Origin of the sequence: Paenilisteria portnoyi (genome assembly GCF_014322795.1) — a bacterium.
In the GTDB taxonomy this organism is placed as follows: domain Bacteria; phylum Bacillota; class Bacilli; order Lactobacillales; family Listeriaceae; genus Listeria_A; species Listeria_A portnoyi.
In genome coordinates this window covers 19,351-44,514 of the sequence record NZ_JAASTT010000023.1, presented here as the reverse complement: position 1 = coordinate 44,514, position 25,164 = coordinate 19,351, and the positions used below count along the sequence as shown (strand labels likewise).

The 25,164-nt window shown below is 41.6% G+C and carries 29 protein-coding genes, 1 pseudogene and 1 riboswitch; of the genes and pseudogenes, 1 reads left to right on the top strand and 29 read right to left on the bottom strand.

The features are described from left to right. Position 1: 1 nt before the first annotated feature. The 28 genes and pseudogenes from HCJ66_RS13800 to HCJ66_RS13665 all read right to left on the bottom strand — a co-directional run bounded on the left by HCJ66_RS13800 (position 2) and on the right by HCJ66_RS13665 (position 23,483). Positions 2-1,108, bottom strand: coding sequence for an ABC transporter permease (locus tag HCJ66_RS13800; RefSeq protein ID WP_246438700.1), 1,107 nt, complete (start codon positions 1,106-1,108; stop codon positions 2-4). A gap of 19 nt (positions 1,109-1,127) precedes the next feature. Beyond that, positions 1,128-2,066 (bottom strand): ABC transporter ATP-binding protein, encoded by a 939-nt coding sequence (locus HCJ66_RS13795; RefSeq protein WP_187133658.1) that lies wholly within the window; start codon positions 2,064-2,066, stop codon positions 1,128-1,130. A gap of 118 nt (positions 2,067-2,184) precedes the next feature. Next, entirely contained in the window at positions 2,185-3,300 is a 1,116-nt protein-coding gene (locus HCJ66_RS13790; protein ID WP_187133657.1) for a sensor histidine kinase, read from the bottom strand. Further along, the gene (locus tag HCJ66_RS13785; RefSeq protein ID WP_187133656.1) at positions 3,297-3,938 is read right to left on the bottom strand and encodes a response regulator; all 642 of its coding nucleotides are present in this window, start codon (positions 3,936-3,938) and stop codon (positions 3,297-3,299) included. Before HCJ66_RS13785 ends, HCJ66_RS13790 begins: the two co-directional genes overlap by 4 nt. 121 nt (positions 3,939-4,059) lie before the next feature. Further along, the gene (locus tag HCJ66_RS13780; protein ID WP_187133655.1) at positions 4,060-4,890 is read right to left on the bottom strand and encodes a MetQ/NlpA family ABC transporter substrate-binding protein; all 831 of its coding nucleotides are present in this window, start codon (positions 4,888-4,890) and stop codon (positions 4,060-4,062) included. A gap of 18 nt (positions 4,891-4,908) precedes the next feature. Next, positions 4,909-5,583: a methionine ABC transporter permease gene (locus tag HCJ66_RS13775; protein ID WP_036090830.1), complete on the bottom strand. Its 675-nt coding sequence runs from the start codon at positions 5,581-5,583 to the stop codon at positions 4,909-4,911. Continuing rightward, entirely contained in the window at positions 5,580-6,602 is a 1,023-nt protein-coding gene (locus tag HCJ66_RS13770) for a methionine ABC transporter ATP-binding protein (protein WP_187133654.1), read from the bottom strand. Before HCJ66_RS13770 ends, HCJ66_RS13775 begins: the two co-directional genes overlap by 4 nt. Positions 6,603-6,696: 94 nt before the next feature. Next, positions 6,697-6,817: riboswitch (SAM riboswitch) on the bottom strand. Between the two features lie 85 nt (positions 6,818-6,902). Continuing rightward, the gene (locus tag HCJ66_RS13765; protein ID WP_187133653.1) at positions 6,903-7,739 is read right to left on the bottom strand and encodes a D-alanyl-D-alanine carboxypeptidase family protein; all 837 of its coding nucleotides are present in this window, start codon (positions 7,737-7,739) and stop codon (positions 6,903-6,905) included. 148 nt (positions 7,740-7,887) lie between these two features. After that, positions 7,888-9,036 (bottom strand): sensor histidine kinase, encoded by a 1,149-nt coding sequence (locus tag HCJ66_RS13760; protein WP_425489675.1) that lies wholly within the window; start codon positions 9,034-9,036, stop codon positions 7,888-7,890. Further along, on the bottom strand, positions 9,020-9,718 hold the full coding sequence (locus HCJ66_RS13755; RefSeq protein WP_187133652.1) for a response regulator transcription factor: 699 nt from the start codon (positions 9,716-9,718) through the stop codon (positions 9,020-9,022). The genes HCJ66_RS13760 and HCJ66_RS13755 overlap by 17 nt, the downstream gene beginning before the upstream one ends. Before the next feature lie 169 nt (positions 9,719-9,887). Beyond that, positions 9,888-10,760, bottom strand: coding sequence for a cation diffusion facilitator family transporter (locus HCJ66_RS13750; RefSeq protein ID WP_187133651.1), 873 nt, complete (start codon positions 10,758-10,760; stop codon positions 9,888-9,890). Between the two features lie 247 nt (positions 10,761-11,007). Further along, positions 11,008-11,526: a hypothetical protein gene (locus HCJ66_RS13745; RefSeq protein ID WP_187133650.1), complete on the bottom strand. Its 519-nt coding sequence runs from the start codon at positions 11,524-11,526 to the stop codon at positions 11,008-11,010. A 19-nt stretch (positions 11,527-11,545) separates the two neighbouring features. Further along, entirely contained in the window at positions 11,546-12,463 is a 918-nt protein-coding gene (locus HCJ66_RS13740; protein ID WP_187133649.1) for a hypothetical protein, read from the bottom strand. 431 nt (positions 12,464-12,894) lie between these two features. Further along, positions 12,895-13,197 (bottom strand): thioredoxin domain-containing protein, encoded by a 303-nt coding sequence (locus HCJ66_RS13735; RefSeq protein ID WP_187133648.1) that lies wholly within the window; start codon positions 13,195-13,197, stop codon positions 12,895-12,897. A 69-nt stretch (positions 13,198-13,266) separates the two neighbouring features. Next, complete coding sequence (gcvH, locus tag HCJ66_RS13730) at positions 13,267-13,644, bottom strand: glycine cleavage system protein GcvH (protein WP_036090814.1); 378 nt, start codon at positions 13,642-13,644, stop codon at positions 13,267-13,269. Between the two features lie 28 nt (positions 13,645-13,672). Then, on the bottom strand, positions 13,673-14,026 hold the full coding sequence (locus HCJ66_RS13725; RefSeq protein WP_187133647.1) for an arsenate reductase family protein: 354 nt from the start codon (positions 14,024-14,026) through the stop codon (positions 13,673-13,675). A 245-nt stretch (positions 14,027-14,271) separates the two neighbouring features. Continuing rightward, positions 14,272-14,838 (bottom strand): VanZ family protein, encoded by a 567-nt coding sequence (locus HCJ66_RS13720; protein ID WP_187133646.1) that lies wholly within the window; start codon positions 14,836-14,838, stop codon positions 14,272-14,274. Between the two features lie 22 nt (positions 14,839-14,860). Further along, the gene (locus HCJ66_RS13715; protein ID WP_222717512.1) at positions 14,861-15,247 is read right to left on the bottom strand and encodes a hypothetical protein; all 387 of its coding nucleotides are present in this window, start codon (positions 15,245-15,247) and stop codon (positions 14,861-14,863) included. A gap of 259 nt (positions 15,248-15,506) precedes the next feature. Then, positions 15,507-16,682, bottom strand: coding sequence for a rod shape-determining protein RodA (gene rodA, locus HCJ66_RS13710; protein ID WP_187133644.1), 1,176 nt, complete (start codon positions 16,680-16,682; stop codon positions 15,507-15,509). 152 nt (positions 16,683-16,834) lie between these two features. Beyond that, positions 16,835-16,965 (bottom strand): annotated as a pseudogene (locus HCJ66_RS16515) (FtsW/RodA/SpoVE family cell cycle protein); the annotation flags it as partial. 175 nt (positions 16,966-17,140) lie between these two features. Continuing rightward, on the bottom strand, positions 17,141-17,932 hold the full coding sequence (locus tag HCJ66_RS13700) for an ABC transporter ATP-binding protein (RefSeq protein ID WP_246438697.1): 792 nt from the start codon (positions 17,930-17,932) through the stop codon (positions 17,141-17,143). Further along, positions 17,929-18,924 (bottom strand): FecCD family ABC transporter permease, encoded by a 996-nt coding sequence (locus tag HCJ66_RS13695; RefSeq protein WP_181677443.1) that lies wholly within the window; start codon positions 18,922-18,924, stop codon positions 17,929-17,931. The genes HCJ66_RS13700 and HCJ66_RS13695 overlap by 4 nt, the downstream gene beginning before the upstream one ends. Then, on the bottom strand, positions 18,924-19,901 hold the full coding sequence (locus HCJ66_RS13690; protein ID WP_187133642.1) for an ABC transporter substrate-binding protein: 978 nt from the start codon (positions 19,899-19,901) through the stop codon (positions 18,924-18,926). The genes HCJ66_RS13695 and HCJ66_RS13690 overlap by 1 nt, the downstream gene beginning before the upstream one ends. 65 nt (positions 19,902-19,966) lie before the next feature. Continuing rightward, positions 19,967-20,464 (bottom strand): GNAT family N-acetyltransferase, encoded by a 498-nt coding sequence (locus HCJ66_RS13685; protein WP_246438702.1) that lies wholly within the window; start codon positions 20,462-20,464, stop codon positions 19,967-19,969. 66 nt (positions 20,465-20,530) lie between these two features. Further along, positions 20,531-21,289, bottom strand: a complete 759-nt coding sequence (locus HCJ66_RS13680; protein ID WP_187133640.1) for a MerR family transcriptional regulator — start codon at positions 21,287-21,289, stop codon at positions 20,531-20,533. A 76-nt stretch (positions 21,290-21,365) separates the two neighbouring features. Further along, the gene (locus HCJ66_RS13675) at positions 21,366-21,935 is read right to left on the bottom strand and encodes a YdcF family protein (protein ID WP_187133639.1); all 570 of its coding nucleotides are present in this window, start codon (positions 21,933-21,935) and stop codon (positions 21,366-21,368) included. Between the two features lie 10 nt (positions 21,936-21,945). Next, complete coding sequence (locus HCJ66_RS13670) at positions 21,946-22,536, bottom strand: VanZ family protein (protein ID WP_187133638.1); 591 nt, start codon at positions 22,534-22,536, stop codon at positions 21,946-21,948. Between the two features lie 143 nt (positions 22,537-22,679). Then, positions 22,680-23,483: a YwqG family protein gene (locus tag HCJ66_RS13665; RefSeq protein WP_187133637.1), complete on the bottom strand. Its 804-nt coding sequence runs from the start codon at positions 23,481-23,483 to the stop codon at positions 22,680-22,682. Between the two features lie 128 nt (positions 23,484-23,611). Between HCJ66_RS13665 and HCJ66_RS13660 the strand changes: the two genes are divergently transcribed. Continuing rightward, the gene (locus tag HCJ66_RS13660; protein ID WP_187133636.1) at positions 23,612-24,163 is read left to right on the top strand and encodes a GNAT family N-acetyltransferase; all 552 of its coding nucleotides are present in this window, start codon (positions 23,612-23,614) and stop codon (positions 24,161-24,163) included. A gap of 37 nt (positions 24,164-24,200) precedes the next feature. Here the strand turns inward: HCJ66_RS13660 and HCJ66_RS13655 are convergent, their stop codons facing one another. Continuing rightward, on the bottom strand, positions 24,201-25,142 hold the full coding sequence (locus HCJ66_RS13655; protein WP_187133635.1) for a siderophore ABC transporter substrate-binding protein: 942 nt from the start codon (positions 25,140-25,142) through the stop codon (positions 24,201-24,203). Positions 25,143-25,164 lie beyond the last annotated feature (22 nt).

Sequence of the window (25,164 nt, the reverse complement as noted above, 5' to 3'; positions counted from 1 at the left end):
CTTAATACACTTCCTTTCGTCTAATCCACAGGCTCATACCTACAACTAGCACTGCTGTTATCGCTAAGTTCAACAGAATCGGCAACATCGCCGCAGCTAAATCCTGATTATATAATACGTCGCGAACACCAACTCGAACCCAACCAATCGGCGACAATTTCGACATCAACCCATCACCTGTTGGGAAGTACGCACCGCCTAAAAAAGCAAATACTTGTACCAAAATCGATGCAGCACCACTTGCCGCTGGATTCCCATTACTGAACACATCAACCGCCATTCCGAGCGCGACTGAAAAGAACAATAAACTGAAGTAAATCACAAAAATAACAACGCTATACTGTCCCCAATTCACTCCGAAAAATGCATCTGAAATCAGCATCAGCACAATCAACGACACAGTTTGCATAAAGATCGCACCGAGAAAATTCCCGATAATTGCAGTTGACTTCTTAATTGGCGCAATGAACAACCGCACATCGGTATGGCGTACTTTCTCCTCACGAAACACGTTGATACCACTATTAATTCCAAACATCATCACCATTGCAATCATCGCAATCGCATAATATTCGAAAGCACTAATATCGTTTTCAGAAGCCAATTTCTCTACTTGAATCGCAGAATCAGAAGCTTTGGGCGGGTCCTTCAAAATACCAGCCTGCGTCGGATCAACTTTTATGATTGTACTCGCTAGTCTGTACTGCGATGTAAAACCTGTGAGATAGCCATTTAAAACGCTCATCTCAATCTGACTCGGCGAATTCGTCGTCACTGTTAAATCGTTCGTCACGTTCACAAAACCGACAGCATCACCATTCTTAACCGCATCTTTACCAGCATTCGCGCTATCCGCTTCCTTAAACGTCACCTGATCTCCACTAGCATCCGTTGCAAACGTATCAAACGCCTTGCCAAGCGGATTATCCTGCTCAATCGTATATTCCACTGTCATCTTATCCAGCTCTACATCGCTACTAAAAGCATTCGAGAGCACACTTCCCAATACAAAAATCAACGCAAGCGGAAAAATCAACATGTAGAGGAAATAGCCCTTGTCACGCAGCGTCAGCTTGATTGCCTTCAACATTATATGAAAAATCATCATCACAAGTTCAACTTCCTCTCTAATCCCTTAATTTCCGGCCCGTCAAATTCAAAAAGACCGTTTCCAGATTCAACATTTGTTGGTTCATCTCGATTACTTCTACCGACTGACGAATTAGCGTGCCCAAAACCGTGTTCAAATTATTCACTTCACTGCTAGACGTAATTTTCAACGTGTTGCCATCCATCACTTCCACCAACTGAATTCCCGAAATCGCCCGCAACTCATCCAAATCAATTTTTGATACGTCGTCCACGACTAACCGCATCTCCTTTATATCCGAAACCAGATTCACCAGTTGCTCCTTCGTGCCTTCCGCAATCACTTTTCCATGGTCAATAATCGCAATATAGTCACACAATTCCTCGACCTCTTCCATATAATGACTCGTATAAATAATCGTACAACCCGATGCATTCAACTTTTTAATCGACTTCAAAATATAATTCCTAGACTGCGGATCAATCCCAACTGTCGGCTCATCCATAATAATCAACGCTGGTTTATGTGCAATCGCACACGCAATATTCAGGCGTCGCTTCATTCCACCCGAAAAAGTTCCCGGCTTATCTTTCGCCTTATCTGCCAAGCCAACGAACTCCAACGCCGTTCTTGCCGCCGCGTCCAATTCCTTCCCACGAAGCCCATAAAGCCCTGCAAAAAAGCGAACATTCTCAAACGCCGACAAATCATTATACAGCGCAATATCCTGCGGCACCAAACCAATTCGCTGCTTAATATCCAAACTATGTGTCTCCTGCTCCTCGCCAAATAACCGAATCTCGCCGCTATTTTTCTTCAAAAGTCCGCATAAAACACTAATCGTCGTACTTTTTCCGGCACCATTTGGCCCTAACAACCCAAAAACCTGTCCTTCTTCTATCGTCAAATCCAGATTATCTACTGCAATATTTTTTTCAAACTTCTTCGTCAACTGCTCTATCTCAACGATTTTCATAACTTTCCCTCATTTCGTTAATATCTATTTACTAGTATAGAAAAAAATTACCCATTCCGACAGTGCAATTACTCATTTTTTCACCGTGAAAATCTCATGACTTTTTCACGCTCTAGCATTAACTATCCACAATTGGCAACAATGTCACAATGACAAACCCGTCCGCCGCATCGATAATTAACTTACCACCAATTTTAGTCGTCCGCTCCTCCATCCCCGTCAAGCCAAGGCTTTTTGTCACCGATGTTGCTCCAATCCCATTATCCTTTATCTCCAAACGCACAAATTTGTTCAAAACGCCGAGTGACACTTCCACCCGCGTTGCCCGACTATATTTCAGCACATTCGTCAAGCCTTCCGTCACATTTTGCATAATTACGTACCACATTGCCTGCGAAATTTTTCCGATGACACCTTGCGTTTGAAAAATCGTCCGAATACCGTACTGCATCTCGAACGCTTCCAACTGCGCCTTCACCCGATTAATCGCCAAGCTTTCCTGCGCTGGTTTCGTCATTTTCAGCGTTTTGCGAATCTCTTCAATGCCCGATTGATTAATCAAAATCGCATTATTCAGCAGTTCCGTCGCTTTTTCAGAATTCGTAGACAACAAAGCCTTCGCCGCCTCCATCTGCATCAAGCCACCCGTCAACGAATGCCCCAGCTGGTCATGAATTTGATGCGATAACACGTTCCGCTCCTCCAGTTTCGCCAAATATGCCTGCCGAATCCCGTTCGTCTCCGCCGCCTCAAGCCGAGCAACAAAACCATCCAACTTCACCCGCATCTCCTCATTTTCCAGCGTCAATTCCTCCAACAAAAATACCGACCGATTCAAATACCAATAAAACACACCGACAAAAATCGCAACACCCGCATAAATTAACTCAGAACTAGCGAAAAAAAGCGGAATCCCAGTCAAAATCACGACCAACCAAAAGAATTTCGCATCCAGTTTTGCTCCGCGCAACAAAAGCGCCCATGTACAAAAAGGAAATAACAGCAAGACAAGTGGTAAATAAAATAAACCTATTAAGGCGATAAATCCAATGAGCGCGCACCGAATCCAGAACTGATACCGCACAAAAATAAAAGATAATAACACACCAGAAAGATATAATAAAAATTGCAATAAATAAAGTGCCAGCAGCCCTTTCCCCGTACTCACTTCCACCAAATAAACCGTCAATAACAAACAAAAAGCCACATCCAGCATGATTTTGTACTTATTCAACGCTCACCGCCCCCAACATGACCCGTCAAATACAAAATCGCGAGTTGCGTCCGATGATCCAATCCCAGTTTTCCGAGCAAGGCCGAAATATTATTCGCCACCGTACCTTCCGATATAAACAAATTTTTCGCAATTTCCTTGTTTGATAACCCACTCGCCACAGCCTTCATCACATCTAACTCACGCGCCGTCAACTGCAAGCGACTCAAATCTGGCTCTGACTCCTTGCCGAGCGATGACTTCACCTTATCCCAAATTTCCTCTTGAATGATACTCTGATTTTGCATCACACTAACAATCGTATGGCGAATTATTTGCGGATCATTATTTTTCAACAAATATCCTTTTGCCCCATTTTCAATCGCCTTCAAAATCGATGTATCGTCATCAAACGTTGTCAAAATAATAACTTTAGTCCGTGTCGTCTCTGTAATCCGCTTCGTCGCCTCAACCCCATCCATCACAGGCATCCGCACATCCATCAACACCACATCGACCTCATTCGCCTGACAAAAAGCTACTGCCTCCTCGCCATTTTGCGCAGCGCCAAGAACCTCGATGTCTTCCATCGTGCTCATAATAATTTCCAAACCACCCGTAATAAATGAATTATCATCCACCACCAAAATTTTTATCATCACCAATTCCCCCATTGTTGATTTTCGTAAAGCAAACATAGCATATTTTCAGCTATTTCTCCACCCATCAAAAAAAATCGCCCAACCATTTTCAGGTCAGACGAAATTATGTGTACGACTATTAGTTAGAAACAGGTACGACTGCACCCTTCCACTCTTTTGTAATGAAATCTTGAATTTCTTTGGATTGTAAAACTTTCACTAGCTCTTTAATATCTTTATTGTCTTTATTTTTCTCTTGGGCTGCCACGATATTCACGTAAGGCGAGTCTGTTTTCTCAATCGCAATCGCATCTTTCTTAGGGTTCATGCCTTGATCCACTACGAAATTCGAGTTAATCGCAACAATATCGCCCTCTTCATTATTGTATGCTGTCATCAAATACCCAGCATCCACATCGTATTTGAATTTAATATTTTTCGGATTTTCAACGATATCATCGAACGTTACATCTTGACGCTTCACGCCGTCTTTCAATTTAATAACACCATTATCCGCTAAAATGCCAAGCACACGTGGCCAATCCGATTTACTATTAGACATGATCACTTGCGCATTTTTCGGTAGGTCCTCTAACGAATCAATTTTCTTAGAATAAAGACCCATTGGCTCGATATGAATACCGCCCATGTTCACAAATTTGTAGCCTTTTTCCTTCATTTCTAACTCCATGTACGGAATCGTTTGGAAATAGTTCGCATCCAAGTCGCCTTCATCCAACGCCACATTCGGCATTACGTAGTCCGTATATTTTTTAATATCTAAATTAATACCTTTTTTCGCTAAAATAGGTTTCGCTTTTTCTAAAATGACAGCATGCGGTGAGTTAGATGCACCAATAACAAGCGTTGTTCCTTTATCGCCACTCGCATCATCTTTCGAACCTCCGCCACAAGCCGCTAAAACTAATACTAATGTCAGTGTAAATAATCCTAATAAAACTTTTTTCATTCGTTAACTCCCCTTTTCCTATCGTTTGTCGACCCATTTGGTCAAGATGTCCCCAATGAACTGGAAAACAAATACTATAATTAAAATAATAATAGTCGCAACTAATGTGACTGCTGGCTGAGCCCGTTGGAAACCTTCTAGATAAGCTGCGTTTCCGAGTCCACCTGCTCCGATAACACCCGCCATGGCCGTGAAGCCAACCAGTGAAATCGCCGTCACGGTAATGCCTGAAATGATTGCTGGTAGTGCTTCTGGAATCAAAACCTTTCCAATAATCGTGAATAGGTTCGCACCCATCGCTTTTGCTGCCTCAATAACGCCCTTATCCACCTCACGAAATGCGATTTCCACCATTCGTGCATAAAATGGAGCCGCCGAAATAATCAAAGCTGGTAGCGCCGCTTTAGGCCCAATAATCGTCCCGACAAGCGTTTTTGTCATTGGAAGTAGTAACACGATTAAAATAATAAACGGAATCGATCGGAAGACGTTGACTAAAATCGCTGTTATCCAATAAGCCGTCCGCGATCCAGCGTCCTTTTTGCGATTCGTTAAGAACAAAACAAGTCCCAAAGCCAAACCTAGGAAAAAGACGGCAAACAGCGAAACTATCGTCATGTAAAGCGTTTCTTCTGTAGCTGTTTTCATCATATCCCAATCTACATTTGCAAAGTATCCTGTAGAATCGTTCATCCTTCAATCACTTCCGTTTCTATCTCAAGCTCGCGTAACCGGGTGATTGTGGCATCCACTTGCGATTCCTCACCTTGAATTTGAATATATAAAGTCCCGTACGCCCCATTCTGTGTTTGCGTCAGGTTCCCGTGTAAAATATTGAGTAACACCTTATTATCTTGCGCTACTTGTGAAATAATCGGCTGCGTCGCTGTGCCCCCAACAAAAAGCAGCTTCACTAGTTTACCTTCCGAATAATTTTCAAGCAACATGTGAAGCAATTCTTCGGTCTCATCCGATTCAGTTACTTGCCGCACAAATCGTTTTGTCACCGACTCTTTCGGATGTTGGAAGACTTCAATAACATCACCAAGTTCGACCACACGCCCCGCTTCCATGACCGCCACACGATTACAAATTTTGCGAATAACGTGCATTTCGTGCGTAATCACGATAATCGTCAAGTTCAGACGGCGATTAATGTCCAGCAATAACTCCAACACTTCATCCGTCGTTTGTGGATCGAGTGCCGATGTCGCCTCATCACACAGCAATACTTTCGGATTATTCGCAAGCGCCCGAGCAATCCCGACACGTTGCTTCTGACCACCACTTAGCTCAGACGGATACGCATCTTCCTTCCCTTCCAAGCCAACAAGTCGGATCAACTCATTCACTCGAAAACGCCGCTTCTCGCCACGCACTCCCGCAATCTCCAGTGGAAACGCGATATTATCATACACCGTACGCGACCAAAGCAAATTAAAATGTTGAAAAATCATCCCGATTTGCTGGCGTGCCTTACGCAATTTACTCCCTCTAATTTGAGAAATAAATAAATCATCCACTTCCACCGTGCCTTCTGTCGGCAACTCCAAACCGTTAAACATCCGAATCAGCGTACTTTTCCCAGCGCCAGAATACCCTACAACACCAAAAATTTCACCATCCGCGATATCTAAATTAACATCATCCACTGCTCTTACATTGTTTTTCCGAGTCTTATAATCCTTCGCAACACTTTTAAGCCTTATCAAAGTAAACTCCACCCTTATTCTCTGTCTTAAACAAAAAACCTCTCTTGCTGCTTGAGCGAAGAAAGGTGTAATTACATGCATAATTTACGCTTTTCTCTCATCTCTCAGAGCGTTACACTCTGTATGATTTAGCACCTTGCAATGGATAACAATCATTCATCCACTTAGGTTGCTGGGTTTCTTCGGGCATATCCCTCCACCACTCTTGATAAGATTATTTTTCGACGCATTTACTTACGCGCCTTGTGTTTATTAATATTACATGTTTTTAGTCGGATTTGTCAAGATTCAATCGCCATTTTATTTCGAAAAGCCGAACTCCATCATTTTTTTAGCATCCTTTGTTCGTCCTGCATCCGTCGAACTACCTAGCGTAATCGAGATTACCCGCTCGCCATTTTGAACCGCCGTTCCGATAAGACAGTAACCAGCTTGGTCTGTATAACCCGTTTTCAAGCCGTCCATCCCACTTACTGCATCTTCTTCGAGCGCCCCGTTCGTCGTATGAATCGTGTCGCCATTTTTCGTCACATAATCCGTTCGTGATGTCGTATCCAGCACTTCCGGAAAATCATGCAATAACCGCTTCGTCAAAATCATCAAATCCGCGGCTGTTGATACCGACATTTCGCCATTCTTATCCAAGCCACTTGCACTGCTAAAATGCGTCTTTGTCGACATACCAAATTGTTTCGCCTTCGCATTCATCTTCTCCGTGAAATGCTCTGCGTCAATCCGCTCCGCTAAAGCCTCCGCCGCATCATTGGCCGACGTAATCAACATCGCTGCAAATAAATCCTCTACCGTATAATATTTCGTCCCTGTCTTCGCATAGAGACTCACCGCCTGCGGATCATCCACTCGCTCAAGCTTCAGCATCTCATCCCAAGAAAGAGCCTTCGTATGTATCGCCTCTAAAACTAAATAAGTCGTCATTAATTTCGTTATACTAGCAATCGGAACCGCACGATTCACATCTTTCGCAAAAATTTCCTTCTCCTGCTTCGTATTTATAACCAGTACACTACTAGCCTCAATCGATGGCGTTGCACGAATATCTTTCCCAATTAAAACAAAAACTAATATAGCAACTATCGTCAAACAAGCGAGAATTAGAATCAATGTCTGTTTTTTCATAATTTCCCCTCCTTGCTTACATCTTATCTAAAAATGATAAAATGGAGAGTAAGAAATTAGAAAGAAAAGCTTAAGATTCAGCGCGTAATCTAACAGTTCCGTAAGAAAACGAGTCATTACACGCTGAATCTAGATGAAACATCTGTCACTAGCCCTCGCTAATCGGCAATTGTACTGTAAATGTTGTTTTTCCTTTTTTACTTGTAGCGAAAACATGCCCGCCATGACGCTCAACAATGGACTTAGCAATCGCTAAACCAAGCCCAGTTCCCGTAGTCGTCCGATTTTTATCCACTTTATAAAACCGATCAAACAACTGCGGTAAATCACCAGCAGGAATCTCCGCACCGTAGTTCGAAACTTCAATAATCGCAATACCAGCTTCTTTTTTAGCGCTAATATCAATTTTCTTTCCAGAGGCACCATACTGAAGTGCATTCGAAAATAAATTCTCAAATAAACGCATAATCTGCATACCGTCACCCATGACTTTCAGGTTCTCTACGGCGTACATCTCCACAATACGCACCTCTTTTTCCGCAGCCGGTCGCTCATATTCTGCAACGAGCTGACGCAACAATTCCACCATATCGAGCATATCCTCTTTAATGTGGAATTCGGTACTCTCAAGCCGTGTATAATCAAACAAATCGTCAATCAGTTTATGCAGTCGTTGCGCTTTTCCATACACCAATTCCGTATAATGACGCAATTCCACCTCATCACGATAACGATCCTCATGAATGTAACTCAAATAACCCAAAATCGATGTCAACGGTGTACGTAAATCATGCGACACATTCGTAATCAAGTCGTTTTTTGCCTGTTGCGCCTCCTGCTCCTGCTTGATAAGTTCCGCCTGATGCCCCCGCATTTTCTCGATGCTCTCCTCTAACTGCACAATCTCCGGAATCAAACTCTCCTGTTCCATCGGCTGATCTTGGAGAATCGCATCATTAATCTGCCGCAACTGTTTTCTAAGTAAATTCTGTTTAAAAAGCCAATAGAAAAAGATGAAAAACACGAGTGCTACACCAGTCATGCCGAGATATTTCAACATGATCATCCACGGTGAATTCAGTAATTTATCATAGCGACCGTAGCCGAATAAATCAATAAAACTCTTCGTCGTTCCAGTCAATACAACCGAATCCTGCGTCACCGAAACGAGCCACAAACCGATACTCCGCAATGTCACAAAACCCGCGAACCAAGACAGCACTGCTAAAACAATGATTTGCAATGGATGCATTTGCTGCCAAATTCGCCATATGAACTGCTTAAACTTCAATTTTATAACCTACTCCCCAAATGGTTTTGATTACATTTTCTCCGTCCATCGCATCCTTCAACTTATCTCGCAAATTGCTAATGTGCACCATCACAGTCTTACTCGCACCCAGCGCCTTCTCCTGCCAAATCCGTTCAAAAATCAGCTCAGAACTAAAAACACGACCCGGCTCATTTGCCAGTAAAAATAAAATATCAAATTCCGATGTCGTCAAATGCAAATCCTTCTCGTTCACCATCACCGTATGCAGCTCCCGATCAATCACAATTGGCCCTAAAATCAGCTGGTTTAGAGGCGTGCTCCCCATACTCCCCTGACGCATCAACTGCACCCGTCGCAAAATCGCCTTCACACGCACCGACAACTCTAGCGGGTTAAACGGTTTCACCATGTAATCATCCGCGCCAGTCAAGAGTCCCATAATTTTATCATTATCCTCCGCCTTCGCGCTCAGCATCAAAATTGGCGTCGTAATGGCCTCCTGACGCATCAAACGGCAAACCTCCAAGCCATCCATTTTCGGCATCATAATATCCAGCACAACCAAATCCAACTGCTCTTTTTGCACCGTGTCCCATACCTGCGCGCCATCATAAGCATAATGAATCGTATAGCCCTCATTTTGAAGATATAATTTCACTAAATCCACAATTTCCTTATCATCATCCGCAATTAAAATCGATGTCATCTTTGCGCCACCTCACTTTTCGTTTCACATACATGTATTGTAACATAAAGACCTAAAGCAAAATTTATTTTGACAAAAATTCAGTAGATTACCTTTGGATTAAGACGTAAATTCTGCTTTAAACAAATCGAGCGCTTACCGCCGATTTATCTGAATTAGCATCTACACCTTATTTCGTCAAGATTCGTTCCTCTTCCGGTTCCAAATGAATCAACACCTGCGCCTTCGCATAAAAATCATAAATCTCCTTTTCAATCACATTACACAGTGAATGCGCCTGCTCGATTGTCTGATTATTCGCCACAACCAAATGAAAATCAATATATTCCTGCGCACCAGCACGACGCGACCGAAAATCATGAAACTCAATGAAATCCGCCTGATGCGTCATAATAATCCGCTTAATCTCCTCTTCCTCACTCGGCGATAACCGCTTATCCATAAGTGGCGGGAACGACTCCTTCAACAACTTCCAAGCCTCATACATAATGTAAAACGCCGTCAAAATCGCAATCACCGGATCAAGCCATAACCAGCCCGTCAAATGAACAAGCAACAAGCTAAACGCAATGCCTAGCGACGTAAACACATCCGTATATAAATGAAGCGCGTTCGACTTCATCGCCACCGAATTCTCCTTATCCGCCGCCTTCTTAATCACCCTAGAAACTACAATATTCACCGCTGCCCCAAACAACATCACAGCAATACCGAGCGCCGGAAACCGAATCTCATGCGGATTGAAAAATTTGTTCATCGACTCATAAATAATCCAAATCCCAGCCACAAAAATAAGCAGCGTCTCAATCGTCCCAGCGATATTCTCTGCCTTCCCATGCCCATATGGATGATCATCATCTGCCGGCCGGTTCGAAATCCGAATCGAGAAAAACGTAATCACCGACGCAAACAAATCCATCGACGAATGCACCGCCTCCGAAATAACCGCAACCGATCCCGTCAAAAACCCCACAATAAATTTCAAAATAACGATAACAAAATTACTTATTACCGATAGAATAGTCAAATTAGAATTACTCATCACTTACCCCCGTTAACATAAATAACTACCTAAAGTATACTACCACAACCCTTTCGTGTGGGTCTATAGCAACCTTTTTTAGGCGACTCATTTCTATATCGGGCACGAAACTTTGTTGGGCTGGCGAAACAATTACGCCCGTTCATTCTCAGTGTATTTTTTATTGGCAAGGATTTCTCTAAAAATAAAAAAGCCCTGAAAATTAATTCAAGGGCTTTCTAGAGTACATACTTCAATCAATTATTAATTAAAACTGATACTCAAATTCTTCATAATCATAAAAAATGATTACATTGACTTTATTATCAAAAACCCCAAATACAAGCTTTTGATTTGTTTTAGAATCCTGAAACTCTATCAAATTTCCATACCGTTCTGTAGATTTTTTTCTATAATTTTTACCATAAGCCTTTTCCACTTCGTTCAACGAGCTACCCAATGTTATATTTTTTTTCGTTGTTAGTTTTTGGTTAGGTATCTCATTTCTTAATTCAATACAGACTATCTTCTTGTTCTTAGTAGTAACAATAAAGCTATCTTCATCATTATAATAATAAATATTGTTCTTCTTCCCATGAGAAATAGCGAATTCAGGATAATAATGCCTGATGTGTTCCTCATCCATTCCAATTGCGAGCCTCCCAATACCATCATCTTTTAGTGAAGTATCTTTTATCGGCCCATTATTTTTAAACCATATAAAACCCGCAACTAACAACGCTACTAAAATAATTAATGAAATTATTAATATCCATCTTTTAGTCAAAAACTATTCACCTCTTCAATTAATGTGCGTGGAATTTTTTACTATGCCCGATAAGACCACTACATTTACCTCTTTTTGTAGTCGGGTCCCACGCACAATAACGATATTTAGCTGGTCCGTAATCCTTCAAACATTGTACATGCCATACAAGCGCTTGGTCACAATCACTCCATAAAAAATTCCTTGCAGCCATTACCGGATTAGCAGTTTTAGAATAATAAGTATTGTTTCCCCACGGCCCATTATACCGATTACAAGTTACTGTATCGCCTTTTTTAGAAGCCATTAATAAAACTTCAAAATGATGACTATCTTGTTTTCCAAGTGGAGTAGCAATGAATTTATTAGTTGTGAGTGTATTCTCCGTATCTATTTTCTGACCATTCATTTCATCCATTCTATCAATCATGGTATCTAGATTAATTTCTTCTAAGAGTACTACCTCTTTTTGCTCACCTGGTTTTACACTAACTTGTTTTGGCTCATCATTTTTTTCGGCTTTTATACTGACTGGATTGGTATCATAATTATCTGAGGATACCTCTACTTTACTTGATCCGTCTCGTACACTTATCTTTGTTGAAACTTCCCCTTCTGCATCTGTTACGTAGTCAATTCCATTTATATTTACTGTTTCATCCTCATATAGTACATCTTTAAACATGTAATTAAGTTCTTTATTCCATTCCCAACCTGCTTTTAAATATAGATTAACCAAATCAGCAGGGGCATTTTCTGGCATAGAATATTCTAGCCGCTTTACATTTTTAATTGTTAAGTTATCTGTAGGTGAGCTGACACTTTCTTTTTTTTCTGTTTCTGATTTGCTGCTCATTTCTTCATGATTATGCGTCTCATCGGCAAATACATTTGAACCCATTGTCACGCTGCCAAGCAAAAACATAACCGTGCATAAACAAATTCTAATCATTTTCATTGTTATCTCTCCTATTAGTGTAGTAAATCACATTATACCATAATAAATTGAAACTATACAAAATTAGTTATGAACAAAACCATTTTATTTCTACGCTCTATTTTACACTGCATTTTAATTAATCTTTATACATCTAGTAAGAAGCGCCGCACGTAAGAATCCATATACCGCTGTTCATTTTTATATTAAACATGTACGTCACTGTACTACTCAGTTACAGATAGTAAGGCAAATCTAGCGAGCCGCTGGTTCATGATAGTTATTGCTCATATCCAGGAATACGCCACTCTAGCATAGAATTTATTGGTTTAGCTATATTGTGATAGCTAGGTGCTTAACACTATTCAGTCGCACTCTGGACTTTCATCGGTTAGAGTTTGCCCATGCTGGATAAACAAAAAAACTCAGAAGCACTCCGCTCCTAAGTCCCTTCACCCCTTCAAAAAATCATAAACCTCTATCATATTCCCCATTCGATAACTCGTCTCTGCAATCTCCCCATCCTTAAAAACAAGCAACACCGGCACATTCGTAATCGCCCAGCGCTCCGCCAATTCTGGAACATAATTCAAATCCATTTTGCCAATCGTAAGCTCTGGTATCGCCTCATCCGCCAAATCCACCAACTTCATCGCCTGCTGACATCCCAAGCACATCGGCGTGAAAAAATACACCGCAAAATCTTCCCTAGCATCAAGCCGCGCCATCAACTGCTGTTTATTCCAAATAGCCACCAAATCCAATCCCTCCAAAAGAAGAAAACCCCGTCGCATAATGCAAGCAGGGTCCTCTATGTATCACTATTAGTCTAACGTTTTCTCGTAATCTTCCGCCGAAAGCAATGCCGCAACTTGAGCCGCGTCCGCATCTTCCACTTTCAACAACCAACCCGCATCATACGGCGCTGAGTTAAGTAGTTCTGGCGCATCTTCTAATTCCTCGTTCACAGCAACCACTTTACCCGTAATTGGCGCATAAAAATCAGATACTGTTTTAACAGATTCAATACTTCCAATCGAATCGCCTTGTGTAATCGTATCGCCCACTTCTGGTAACTCAACGAAAACGATATCGCCTAGCTGATCTTGCGCAAAATCTGTAATCCCGATAACGAAATTTCCCGCATCATCTTTCACCCATTCGTGCTCTTCTGAATAACGTAAATCCTTTGGTAAACTCATCTTAAAAAATCCCCCTTCAAGTCCGTATTTACTTCCAGCTTTCTACAAATTCGCTTTCCTTGAAGCCAAGTGTCACTTTTTTGCCATCTGTAACGATTGGCCTCTTAATTAGTTTACCATCTGTAGCTAATAATGTAAACGCTTCATTATCCGTCATTTGGTCCACTTTATCTTTTAAGCCCATTTCGCGATACAAAATGCCACTTGTATTGAAGAAACGGCGAATTCCTAGGTCACTATTTTTAAACCATTTCTGTAATTCCTCTTTTTTCGGTGGTGTTTCAATCATGTCTACTTGATTATAAGCCACATCGTTCTCATCTAGCCACTGTTTTGCTTTCTTGCACGTCGAACACTTCGGATACCAGTAAAAAGTAATCATATTTGTTTTTCCCCCTCCCAAAATTGTAGTACTTCCTCTATCATAATGGATTTTGATGACAATAACAAATGGTTCCCTAAAAAATACATAAAAAAATAAACACGACTTGATAAAATTCTATGCGAAAAAACTTAAGCTTACCAATGATACACGTAGTCCTTATCTCTATTCTAAAATTTCATATTAAAAAAATTCTCGTAACAGATGACTTTTGCAAGTATCTATAACAAGAATCTTTTCATTATTTATTCTATTAATTCATATTTCCTCAAGAATGACTGCACCGAATTGAAGAGAAGTACGCCTAGCAAAGTTCCGATTGTATTAAAAATCAAGTCATCAATATCAGTAGCTCGATAATTATAACCCAAGTAAAGCCCTAAGAGCCATTGTCCTAATTCAATCGAAAGGCTTATCAAAAACCCAGTCAACACAACTTTTTTCCAACTAAATTTCTTAAAAAGTATTGGCAAAGAAAAACCTAGTGGGACGAATAAGAGTATATTTCCCACTACTTGCCTCAGAAAAATAGCCAACATCATTCCTAAATCTAAATCTTTCATGTCATAAAAAATTTTTAAAGGTATAATGTTATGTTCAAGCCCTAGCTTGTCTGCAATCATACTCTCAATTAGATACCGTTGAACTGGCAATGGAAAGAATGTTATAGCAACAACACTACTTAGATACATAAAAAACAGAATCAAATAAAGTAATTTCAATCCAGATATCTTCTTCATAAGAAATAAAATCAAGCAGACAACGCTAGGGAAAACAATAATGATGAAAACTGGTGCTACAGATGTAATCATATTTACATGCTCGCTTTCTATATTAGTAGCTTAGACTCCCCGTTCCAATAATTCGTTTTCCATTTTGATTTTTCCATATTTCATAACGATAAGTTGTTCCTTTTGAAAGTCCTGATACAGTTGAGTAATATGGAGAGCCTGCGCTTGATTTAGAATAAGTCATCCTCCCCATTAATTTACTACTGAATAAATCTTTTCTATACACATGGATAGTAAAATAATTATCTCCACCCCAATTACTCATATTAACTTTTCCTGTAACGCTCGTCTTGGTAGATTTGTAACTACCAATTGAAAGCTGGTGTGTCATGTTAAATTTAAAATCTTTACTAGCCGCAAATACAGTTAGAGTAGGTAAAAACATCATAAAAATTATCAACGAAATCCCAAATACTTTTCCTTTTTTCATCATTGCACTCCCTTTCACATAATACAATAACTATATCATGACAAGGTAATATTGGCAACAATGTATTTCTTTTAAATTATATTATTACCAAAATAGTTTAATTCATATATAGTTCCATAGCAGAATTATGATAAAAATGAATCTCATTTTTTAATCATTAGATTCTTTGCTGTAAAATTTTACAAAATTGTATTATTCTTAATATAATTTCTAAACAAAAAACCCTTGCTATATCTAATCAAGCAAGGGTTTTCCTCAATTATTCAGCTAACTTTTCTTCTTTTACCGTAAACATTGATTTCTGGTAATTATATCTAATTCCCAGTATCAAACCAATCGCCATCATATTTCCAAGTAACGCACTTCCTCCGTAACTAATAAATGGCAACGGAATACCTGTAATTGGTAGTAAACCGATGTTCATCCCCACATTCTCGAAAACGTGGAACATAATCATCATGACAACGCCTGTACAAATATACGAATAAAATGGAATACCGATATCAAGCGCCACACGAATAATTTGATAAATCAGCAGGAAGTAAATCGCTAGCAAAATACTCGCACCTATAAAACCAAAATCCCCACCAATAACAGTGAATATAAAATCATTGTGATTCTCTGGTATTGAAATTGCATTATAACCAGCACCATTACCACTAATTTGTCCAGAACCAATGGCTGTCATTGCCCGAAGCACTTGATAGCCTCCCCCTAAAGGATCTGATTCTGGATTAAGCCAAATATGAATCCTCTGAAATTGATATGGCTCAAACCCTAATTTGACAAGCCAACTCTCATGGTTCAGCACTAAATAAAGCAAAGCTGCTCCAATAGCCATAATGGATCCATAGATTGGCACAATCAACTTCCACGTGATTCCTGACACTAAAATCATCCCAGACATAATCGCTATAAAAACAAGACCAGTACCTAAATCAGGTTGAAGCATGATAAGGCCAATTGGAATAATTGTCAAAATCCCCATTTTAATAAGCAGCCAAAAATCATACTTTACAGTGTGTTCCTTAAACTTACGGTTATGATCCCAAATTAACTTTGCCAATGTAATAATTAAAATAACCTTTACAATTTCTGATGGTTGTAAACTGCCCAAGAATGGGATTATAATCCAGCTTTTAGCATGATTTATTTCCTTACCGAAAATAAGTACAAAAACTAGCATTAACAAGCCGACACCATAAAAATAATAGGCCCATTTGGTCAACCGTTCATAATCTAATTGCATAATAACGAAAATAGCAAAGCCACTGACGACAAACCAAACAGCTTGCTTCATGACGAAGTTGGCGTTGTATTGCTCATTTGTTAGCTGTGCGCTGTATATCGAAATCATACTGATAACACACAATAACATGAGGGATAACACGATACCATAATCAATTCTCGCAGAAATTTTGTTTTGCGAATTCATTCTTAACGCTCCTTACTGGATGGAATAAGTTATTTTTTTCAAACTGCCGTTTCTCTCCATACAGTTTTTAAAAATTTATAAATCTATTGCTTTGGCGCATTGTAGCGTGCAGTACAAGCCCATAACTGATAAATAATAGTGGAATCCCTGTAATAGGAATAAAAAGGTATTCTCATATTTAAAGCGCCACGAATAATTTGTAAACTAATAAGAAGTATAACACAATTAAGACGCATGCACCAACAAACCCAAAGTCTCTAACGATAATTGTGACTATAAAATCATACGTTGTTCCTATTCTCTCCAAATCAACCCTTCTATTATATAAAATTCCAGCCAAGATAGGAAGCTTTTTCATCAAATTCTAATGAAGCGAAAAACGGCTCTAGAGGACAAAACAGGGTGCTGTCTTGGTTTCCTAGAACCGTGCTTTATGAATCTTTAAATTATCTTTAACTTTACGCATGAAATTTCGTCGAGGCAATTGGCAAAACGCGTAAGCCACGCTCGGTAGAATGAATTTCAGCTTCGATTTTGAAAATATTGCGTAACAGGGGCTTTGTGAATACTTCTTCGGGTGTGCCTGTTTTTTGGATGGCGCCTTCTTCGCATACAATGACGTGATCGCTGTACCCTGCTGCTTGGTTTAGATCATGGAGAACGAGAATAATCGACATGTTGAAATCTTGATTGAGTTGTTTTAATAGGTCGAGTAATTCGAGTTGATGCGAAATGTCAAGATACGTTGTCGGTTCATCTAACAGCAGAATTGGTGTTTTTTGTGCGAGTGCCATCGCAAGCCAAGCGCGTTGTTTTTCGCCTCCTGAGAGCGTGTGTAGTGGCCGATATGCGAGTTCCTCTAGGTTGCAAACATTCATTGCCCAATCTACGGCGAGCTCATCCTCTTTTTCCATTGTGCCGAGCCATGATTTGTACGGCATCCGGCCATAGCTGACAAGATCGCGGACGACGACATCGATTAGACCGTCTGGTGACTGGGAAAGCATCGTCATTTCGCGTGCTAGTTTTTTCGCGCTGATAGCATCGATGTCGGTGCCGTGAAGCATGATTTTGCCTTCATTTGGTGCTAGGAGACGCATAATCAGACGCAGAATGGTGGATTTTCCCGAGCCATTTGGTCCGATAATGGTCGTGATTTTACCTTCTGGGATCTCAAGCTCGAGGTTCTTCATCTCGAAGGAACGCTTGCGAATGAAGGTGACATTTTGTAGCGTGGTGATGGCGGTCATGATGCAACCCTCCCTCTTTGTAATAGGAATAGGAAGAATGGTGCGCCGATCATGGCGAGCAAGATGCCGACGGGGAGTTCGATGGAGCCAAACCAGCTACGCGCGGCCGTGTCTGCGAACCCGACGAGTAAGGCGCCACCGATTGCCGACATGGGCAGAAGATAGCGATAGTCATTGCCAATGATGAGTCGGAAAATATGTGGGACGACGAGCCCGACGAAACCGATTAGGCCGGCAACGCTTACTGCGACGCCGCTTAGGAATGCCGCCAACATGATGATGAAGAATCGATGTTTTTCGACGGAATACCCGAGCAGTTTTGCGGCATCATCGCCTAGTAGCAGGACATTTGACGAGCGAATCGCGAAGATGCTGAGTGCAAATCCGACGAGCATATATGGCAAAATGAGATTGAGATGGTACCAGCTTTTCCCGGATAGTGTACCGGTCATCCAGGAAATGATGCTTTGGACGCGGTTGCTGTAAAGGACCATGATGCCTGATGTCATTGCGCCGATGAAGGCATTGATGGCGACTCCGGATAAAATAACGCGAAGTGGTGCCACGCCTTTATCCCAGGCAACAGCGTAAATAAGTAACGCGGTACCGAATGCGCCGAGAAATGCGCCGAGTGGGACGAACTGGCTCAGAGACGGTAACACGATGGTAAGTATGATCGCGACAAGTCCACCGCCGGCCGAGACGCCGATCACGCCTGGATCGGCGAGCGGATTTCGCATCACGCCTTGCAATAAGCAGCCTGCAATCGCGAGTGCTGCCCCGACAAGAAACGCGAGGAACATCCGCGGCAAACGTAGATTCCAAATGAGCTGCGTAGAAAGATCATCGCCATGCCCCATCAATGTTTGCCAAACCTCCGAATAGCTCACTTTCACCGAACCTGTCGTCAACCCGTAAAAGAACACAACGACAAGCAGTAGAATCGTGACGATAAATGTGATGATTCTTCTTTTTTTACGTGGATCATGCATTATTTGCTAACCTGATTCAGTTCATTTGCCATGTAATCGAGCGCTTTTGTAATACGGATGCCAGGATTTGTACCGAAAAGATCAGCAGGCAACACGACGATATGGTTGTTTTTCACAGCAGTTGTGGAATTCCACGCATCGTTTTGCTTCATTTCTTTTTGGAACGCGAGCTCGGTTTCCTTTTCATCTCCACCGTGAATCATCAAGAAGATAACCTCTGGATCTGATTCGACGATTTTTTCAATATTCAAAGATGCATATTGCGGAAAATTCTCGACCCCTTTAAAATCCTTAGCTACATTGACGCCACCAGCTTTTTCGAGGATATCTCCGCTAAGCGAATTCGGCAATGCTGCATAATTACTGCCTGGCGCGCCAAGTATGAGTAACGCACGAACTGCCTTTCCTGTTTGTTCTTGCTTTATTTCAGCGACTTTTTGATCGATTTCTTTTTGTAAATTAGTCGCATCTTTTCCTAGTAATTCGGCCAAAATCGCTTCTTGTTTCTTAATATCCGCGATAGAATTAGCTCCTGTCAAAACGACTTGCGCACCGATTCCTTCCAGCGCTGGCACGTCTTTCAAATTCTGCTCAGAGCTTGCGATAATAACGTCCGGCGTCAAGGAGGCGATTTTCTCCAAGTTTAAATCATGTGTATTTCCGACTTCCGTAGCTTTTAGCGCCGCACTTGGTTCGACACCACTAGCATCCATCGTTTGGCGGCCGATAACCGAGCCTCCAAGCGCATAAACAATCCCCATATCAGAATTGGTAAGTGTAATTATTCGTTCCGGTTTCTTCGCAAAGTTGACGGTTCTTCCCGCCATATCGGTAATCGTTAAAACTGCAGCTTCCTTGGATATCTTTTGTTTGCTAGTTGTTTCACTAGTGTCCCCAGAAGAATTCACATCTTTCGGTCCGCATGCCGCTAAAACGAGAAGTAATGAAAATAGACTTATAATTAGAATTTTTTTCATGCTTTCCTCCTTTTCACGCTCCTTTCTATTGTACTAAAAATCGGGCGCAATGTCTCGCTCTTCTTTCAGTAATACAAATAATGCGGCATCTCAACACCTTTGTAATACTTCACATACTGCTTATGTCGTGTCATACCAATACGTTCCGCGACTTTTTGAGAAGCCAGATTTGTATCGCGAATCGTACACGTCACTAGTTTCGCACCGAGCGTTTCCAGCGCATACTTCTTACAAGCAAGCGCAGCCTCTGTCGCAAACCCCTGATGCCAAAATTTCTGCTTCAACAAATAGCCAATTTCGAGTACTTCCTCGTCCTCCACTTGTTGCATCGTCAGTCCAATTTGACCAACAAATTCGCCGGTATCCTTCTTAATCACCGCCCACAAACCAAAGCCCCAGCGCTCATAATTATCCATCTGTTTCGTGAGCCAGCGCTGCACTTCCTCATCTGTAAACGCACCCTCATAAGCCGTCATCACGCTATCATCCTGCAATATCTCACACAAATCCGCAAAATCCAATTGATCCAATTCGCGAAAAACAAGTCGTTCCGTTTCTATCATCAAAAAAATCCCTCCAAATCAAAAAGAGCTTCCGCATCATTGTGCTTGGAAGCTCCCCTCATTATATTACTTACTAGTGAAAATGACAATCGCATCACGCAAAAATGCCGCTAAACCAGGTTGATTTTTATCATAATAAGCCGTGAAGCGTTCATCGTCCACATACATTTGGGCAAGTCCCGCGTGCGCCTCTTTGCTGTACGTATCCCAATACGCCGATAGCCATTCTTTATGCAATGCCGCAACGCCTTGCGCTTCTTCACCCGCTGGATTACCCGTTGCAAACGCCACCTGCAAGTCCGTCAAAATCGTCTCTGCAAGCTGATTTATCCGTTCCATCTCAGCCTCACTCATACCTTTAAGCTTGGCATTCGACTTCTCAATCTTCTCATCGCCATACTTCTCGCGAATTTCTGCGCCATATTTTTCCTCATTATCATCTATCATTTTTTGCTTAAAACCTTCAAATTTTTCTTGATCAGTCATTGTTATTCTCCTTTCCGAATGCGCAATCGATTTCTCCACATTGCGAATCAGGTCGTCTAATTGTTTTCGTTTATCAAGCAGTTCGAAGCGATGTTTCCGGAGAGCTTCTGCCTCGTCAAAATCAGGTTGTTCTAGAATCGCCTTAATTTTTTCCAAGCTCACATTCATTTCCCTATAAAACATAATTTGCTGCAATCGGTCAACCTCGGTTTGCCCGTAAATCCGATATCCCGATGAATTGATTCTAGCCGGCTTCAGAATCCCAATTTCATCATAGTACCGCAACGTCCTCGTGCTAACTCCCGCAAGCTGTCCTAGCTTTTGAACCGTATATTCCATGCGTCTCTCGCCTCCTTGATAACTCTACTTTACACCTTGACGTAACGTGAATGTCAATAACTTTTTCAAAAAAATTCTACCGATCAAAAACCCACGCATAACTAATCGACAAAATTTCGCGAGGTACACCTTTAAAAAGCGCGCCAGTCTGCGTTTTTGCAGGTAATCCCGTCGCATCGATATTTTGCCGTCCGGCGAGCATCAGCGCGCGATACAAATGATAGTCACTCGTCACGATGACCGTTTTCCCAAGATCAAATTTGGCATTACTATTCGCTAAGTTTTCTTCGGTACGCATCGACTTATCCTCGACTTTAATCCGCGAAGCCGCAATGCCCTGCGCCACTAAATACTCCTTCATCACACTTGCCTCCGACGCCGATTCATCCTCTCCTTGACCACCCGACACGACCACTTTCGCCGCCTCGTGCTCCTCAATAAACGGAATCGCCGCGTCTAACCGTTCCCGTAAAACAGGCATTGGCCGCGCTGGATCATCGATTACTTTTGAACCTAAAATAAGGATCGTATCCGGGTTTGACGCGGGTTCCGTCCGCACCCCACTATACATAAAGCCGAGCACGACAGCCACATACACCACGCCAATTCCCACTAATGCCAAAATCACTTTTTTCCACAAATTCATTCCGGTCCACTCATTTCTGTTCTATTATATGTTTATGCGAACTTGAAAAAATACGGATCATCACGTACCCAATCATAATTCCAGATACATTCAAAAAGACATCTCCCGTATCAAAATACCCTACATGTAGCGCATATTGCAACCCTTCCACGATAAAAATCATAATTCCCGCTGAAAACAACGCCATCAGGGGTGATAATTTCTTCATCAAAAACCCAATCGGTACAAAAGCAAGCACATTTCCAATCGTAATCACCCGCAAGTTCCCCGAAATAAACGTATCCACAAAACCAAACGTATCCGTTGAAACTCCTTGCGCATCAGACGCTTTTCCAAAAAGAAGCCCAATCATAATGCCAAAATAAATCACATATATCAAAACAAGCAACGTCTTATTAATTTTCCAATTGACGAGCTGCACAGCACTTAAATAAAGCATTAACGCCGTCACACCCACCGTTATATATCCCATGTGATCCACCACTTCCATCACATCTCTCAAATAAAATTGCAACCATCCTTGAAACCAAATATAGTACATCATAACCGCCGCACAAAGGGATAGCACTGGCAAAACCGTCCAAATCGTTAACTTTTTCATCCTATCTCCTCCTCGTCTTTCTTGTTCCTAGCATACCATCCAACAATCAAGGCTTACTAAAAACTTTTTAAAGAAATGTTAAGGTTTTGGCAGGCATAAAAAAGAAGCCTAGAAATAGCACACACCTCTAAACTTCCTGGAAATCAATAACAATCCCAATTATAAAGCACATTCGAGAAATCTTTCCGCTTCAAATCTTCCCGGTTAATAAAGAAGTTACCAACACCCATATCACCCCACATAATACCATCACCTGAATCCAGCTGAAATAGTAGCGTGTCATGATGCGCCTCTTCATCACCAAGCCGCGGATCTTGTTGCGTGAAAAACGGATATCCCCCAAGCTGGCTACTGCTATTATCTAATTCAAATAGCGCGTCCATCTTCTCCTCATCCTCACCAGTCCACGCATCCAGTAAGTCATAAAACTCACCGCCATACGCCTGCTCAAAATCATAACTTTCTTTCAAAACCACTTGCTTCACGACTTCCCCACGCAAACGAAATGCACCATCCACAACCGGATAAAAGTCCTCGTCCACCGCTTCAAACAACTTATCCTGTTCCTCAGCAGAATAGCTAGCCTCATCCACCGTCTCAAAATACAAAACGCGGAAGCCATTCGGATTCGTCTGATCATCAAAATCAAGCCCAGTCAAATCATCAAAATAATCAATATAAAACGCTAACAATCCCGTTTTCGGAAAATCTCCCAAATGAGGCATCTCTGAAAAATGAATCTGAGCCAACAAACTAAGTGGCCCGCCATCTTTATTACGCGGATATTCCATCGACTTCGGCACGTAGCCACGATCACCCACCTTACTAACCGTCAAATCTAACTCCCCATCCTCTTCACAAGACAACAAAATACGTTCTTTTTCCGTCGCAAGAATCTGATTCACAATTTCAGGTTGCACCAATTTTTCAAGTTTTTCTTTCAACATGGAAAAGCCTCCCTATTCCTAAATGATAGCTCCATCATAACACACCACAAAAAACTTTCAAGATAGGGTTTAAACACCACTTTATATGTGCTAAAATAAGCAACAATACCAAAAAGGAGTGATCCAAAATGGAAAGCTATACTTATTTATTAGTGGAACACCAAATCATTCGAACTGAGCGGCTAATCTTGCGGCCAATCACGCTCGCCGACGCAAAAGGTATGTACGAATATGCCTCCGATGATGAGAATACGCGCTTTGTTTTTGATACACATCCGACTATTGAGATTACCCGTCAAAAAATCGCCGAATATTTCGTTGCTGATCCTGTTGGGAAATATGGCATTGAAATCGCGGAAACTGGCAAATTTATCGGTAGTATTGATATTCGCATCGATCCGATGAACAAAAGCGGCTGCATTGGTTATGTATTAAATAAAGACTATTGGGGAAACGGATTCATGGTAGAAGCTGGCCGTGCGATCCTCGATGTAGCATTTCAAACGCTACAACTAGAACGCGTCTACTCCGTGCATGACGTCCGCAATCCTGCCTCTGGAAAAGTGATGCAGCGCTTAGGTATGACGTACGAAGGTACATTGCGAAAAAGCCGCTTCGTAAAAAATGAATTCGTGGACGACGCTTATTATGCCATTTTGAAAGAAGAATATAGACGTTAAAAAATGCTCAGCGACATCACCATCGCTGAGCATTTCTTTATTTAAAACTATCTCCTACTTCTTTCACCATCTCCGAAACCGACTCTAATCCGCCGCCAGACAAGTACCAGTACTCAGGATTTAGATAGACGATGTTTCCATTTTTATAAGCATTTGTCTTCTTCACTAAATCATTCTCAACGACAGATTTCGCGGATGATTCCCCGCCAATTGCTGCACCGCGGTCAATCACATACAAGTAATCTGGATTCTTCTCCGCAATATACTCCGAAGAAATACTTTGACCATGTGTCGACGCTTCAATTTTCGGGTCCGCGGGTGTCACGCCAAGCACATCATGAATTAATCCAAAACGCGAACCAGGGCCATACGCGCTCATTTTTCCGTCGTTCGCCAAGATAATTAATCCCGTTTTACCAGCCGGCACACTCGCTTTTACATCTGCAACCTGCTTATCAATCGCGTCCAACTGCTTCTTCGCCTCGTCTTCTTTCCCGAACAAACTAGCCACCGTGTTCACATTCGCTTGGAACGACTTCATGTAATCCTTCGTATCCACACCTTGATAAATCGTTGGTGCAATATCGGAAAATTTATCATAAGAATCGGATTGGCGACCAGAAATAATGTTCAAATCCGGTGCCGCCTCGTTTATTTTCTCAAAATCAGGTTCTTTCAAACCGCCAAGATCCGCGTATTTATCGCTCGCGAAATCATCTAAGTATTTCGGCAAGGATTGTTTTGGTAAACCAGCCACATTTTTAGATAAGTCTAACGCCTGCAATGTATCCAGCGTTCCAAAATCAAAAACAACCACTTTCCCAGGGTTTTGCTTCACTTTCGTTTCCCCAAGTTCGTGCTTAATCGTCAGTTCCTTCGCTGTTTTTTCAGCGTCTGCGTTCGTCTTTTCATCCGTCCCACAAGCAACCGCAAACACCGCCAAAAGCATCAACATTGCGACCATTACTAATTTCTTCATCTACTTTAACCACCCTTATATA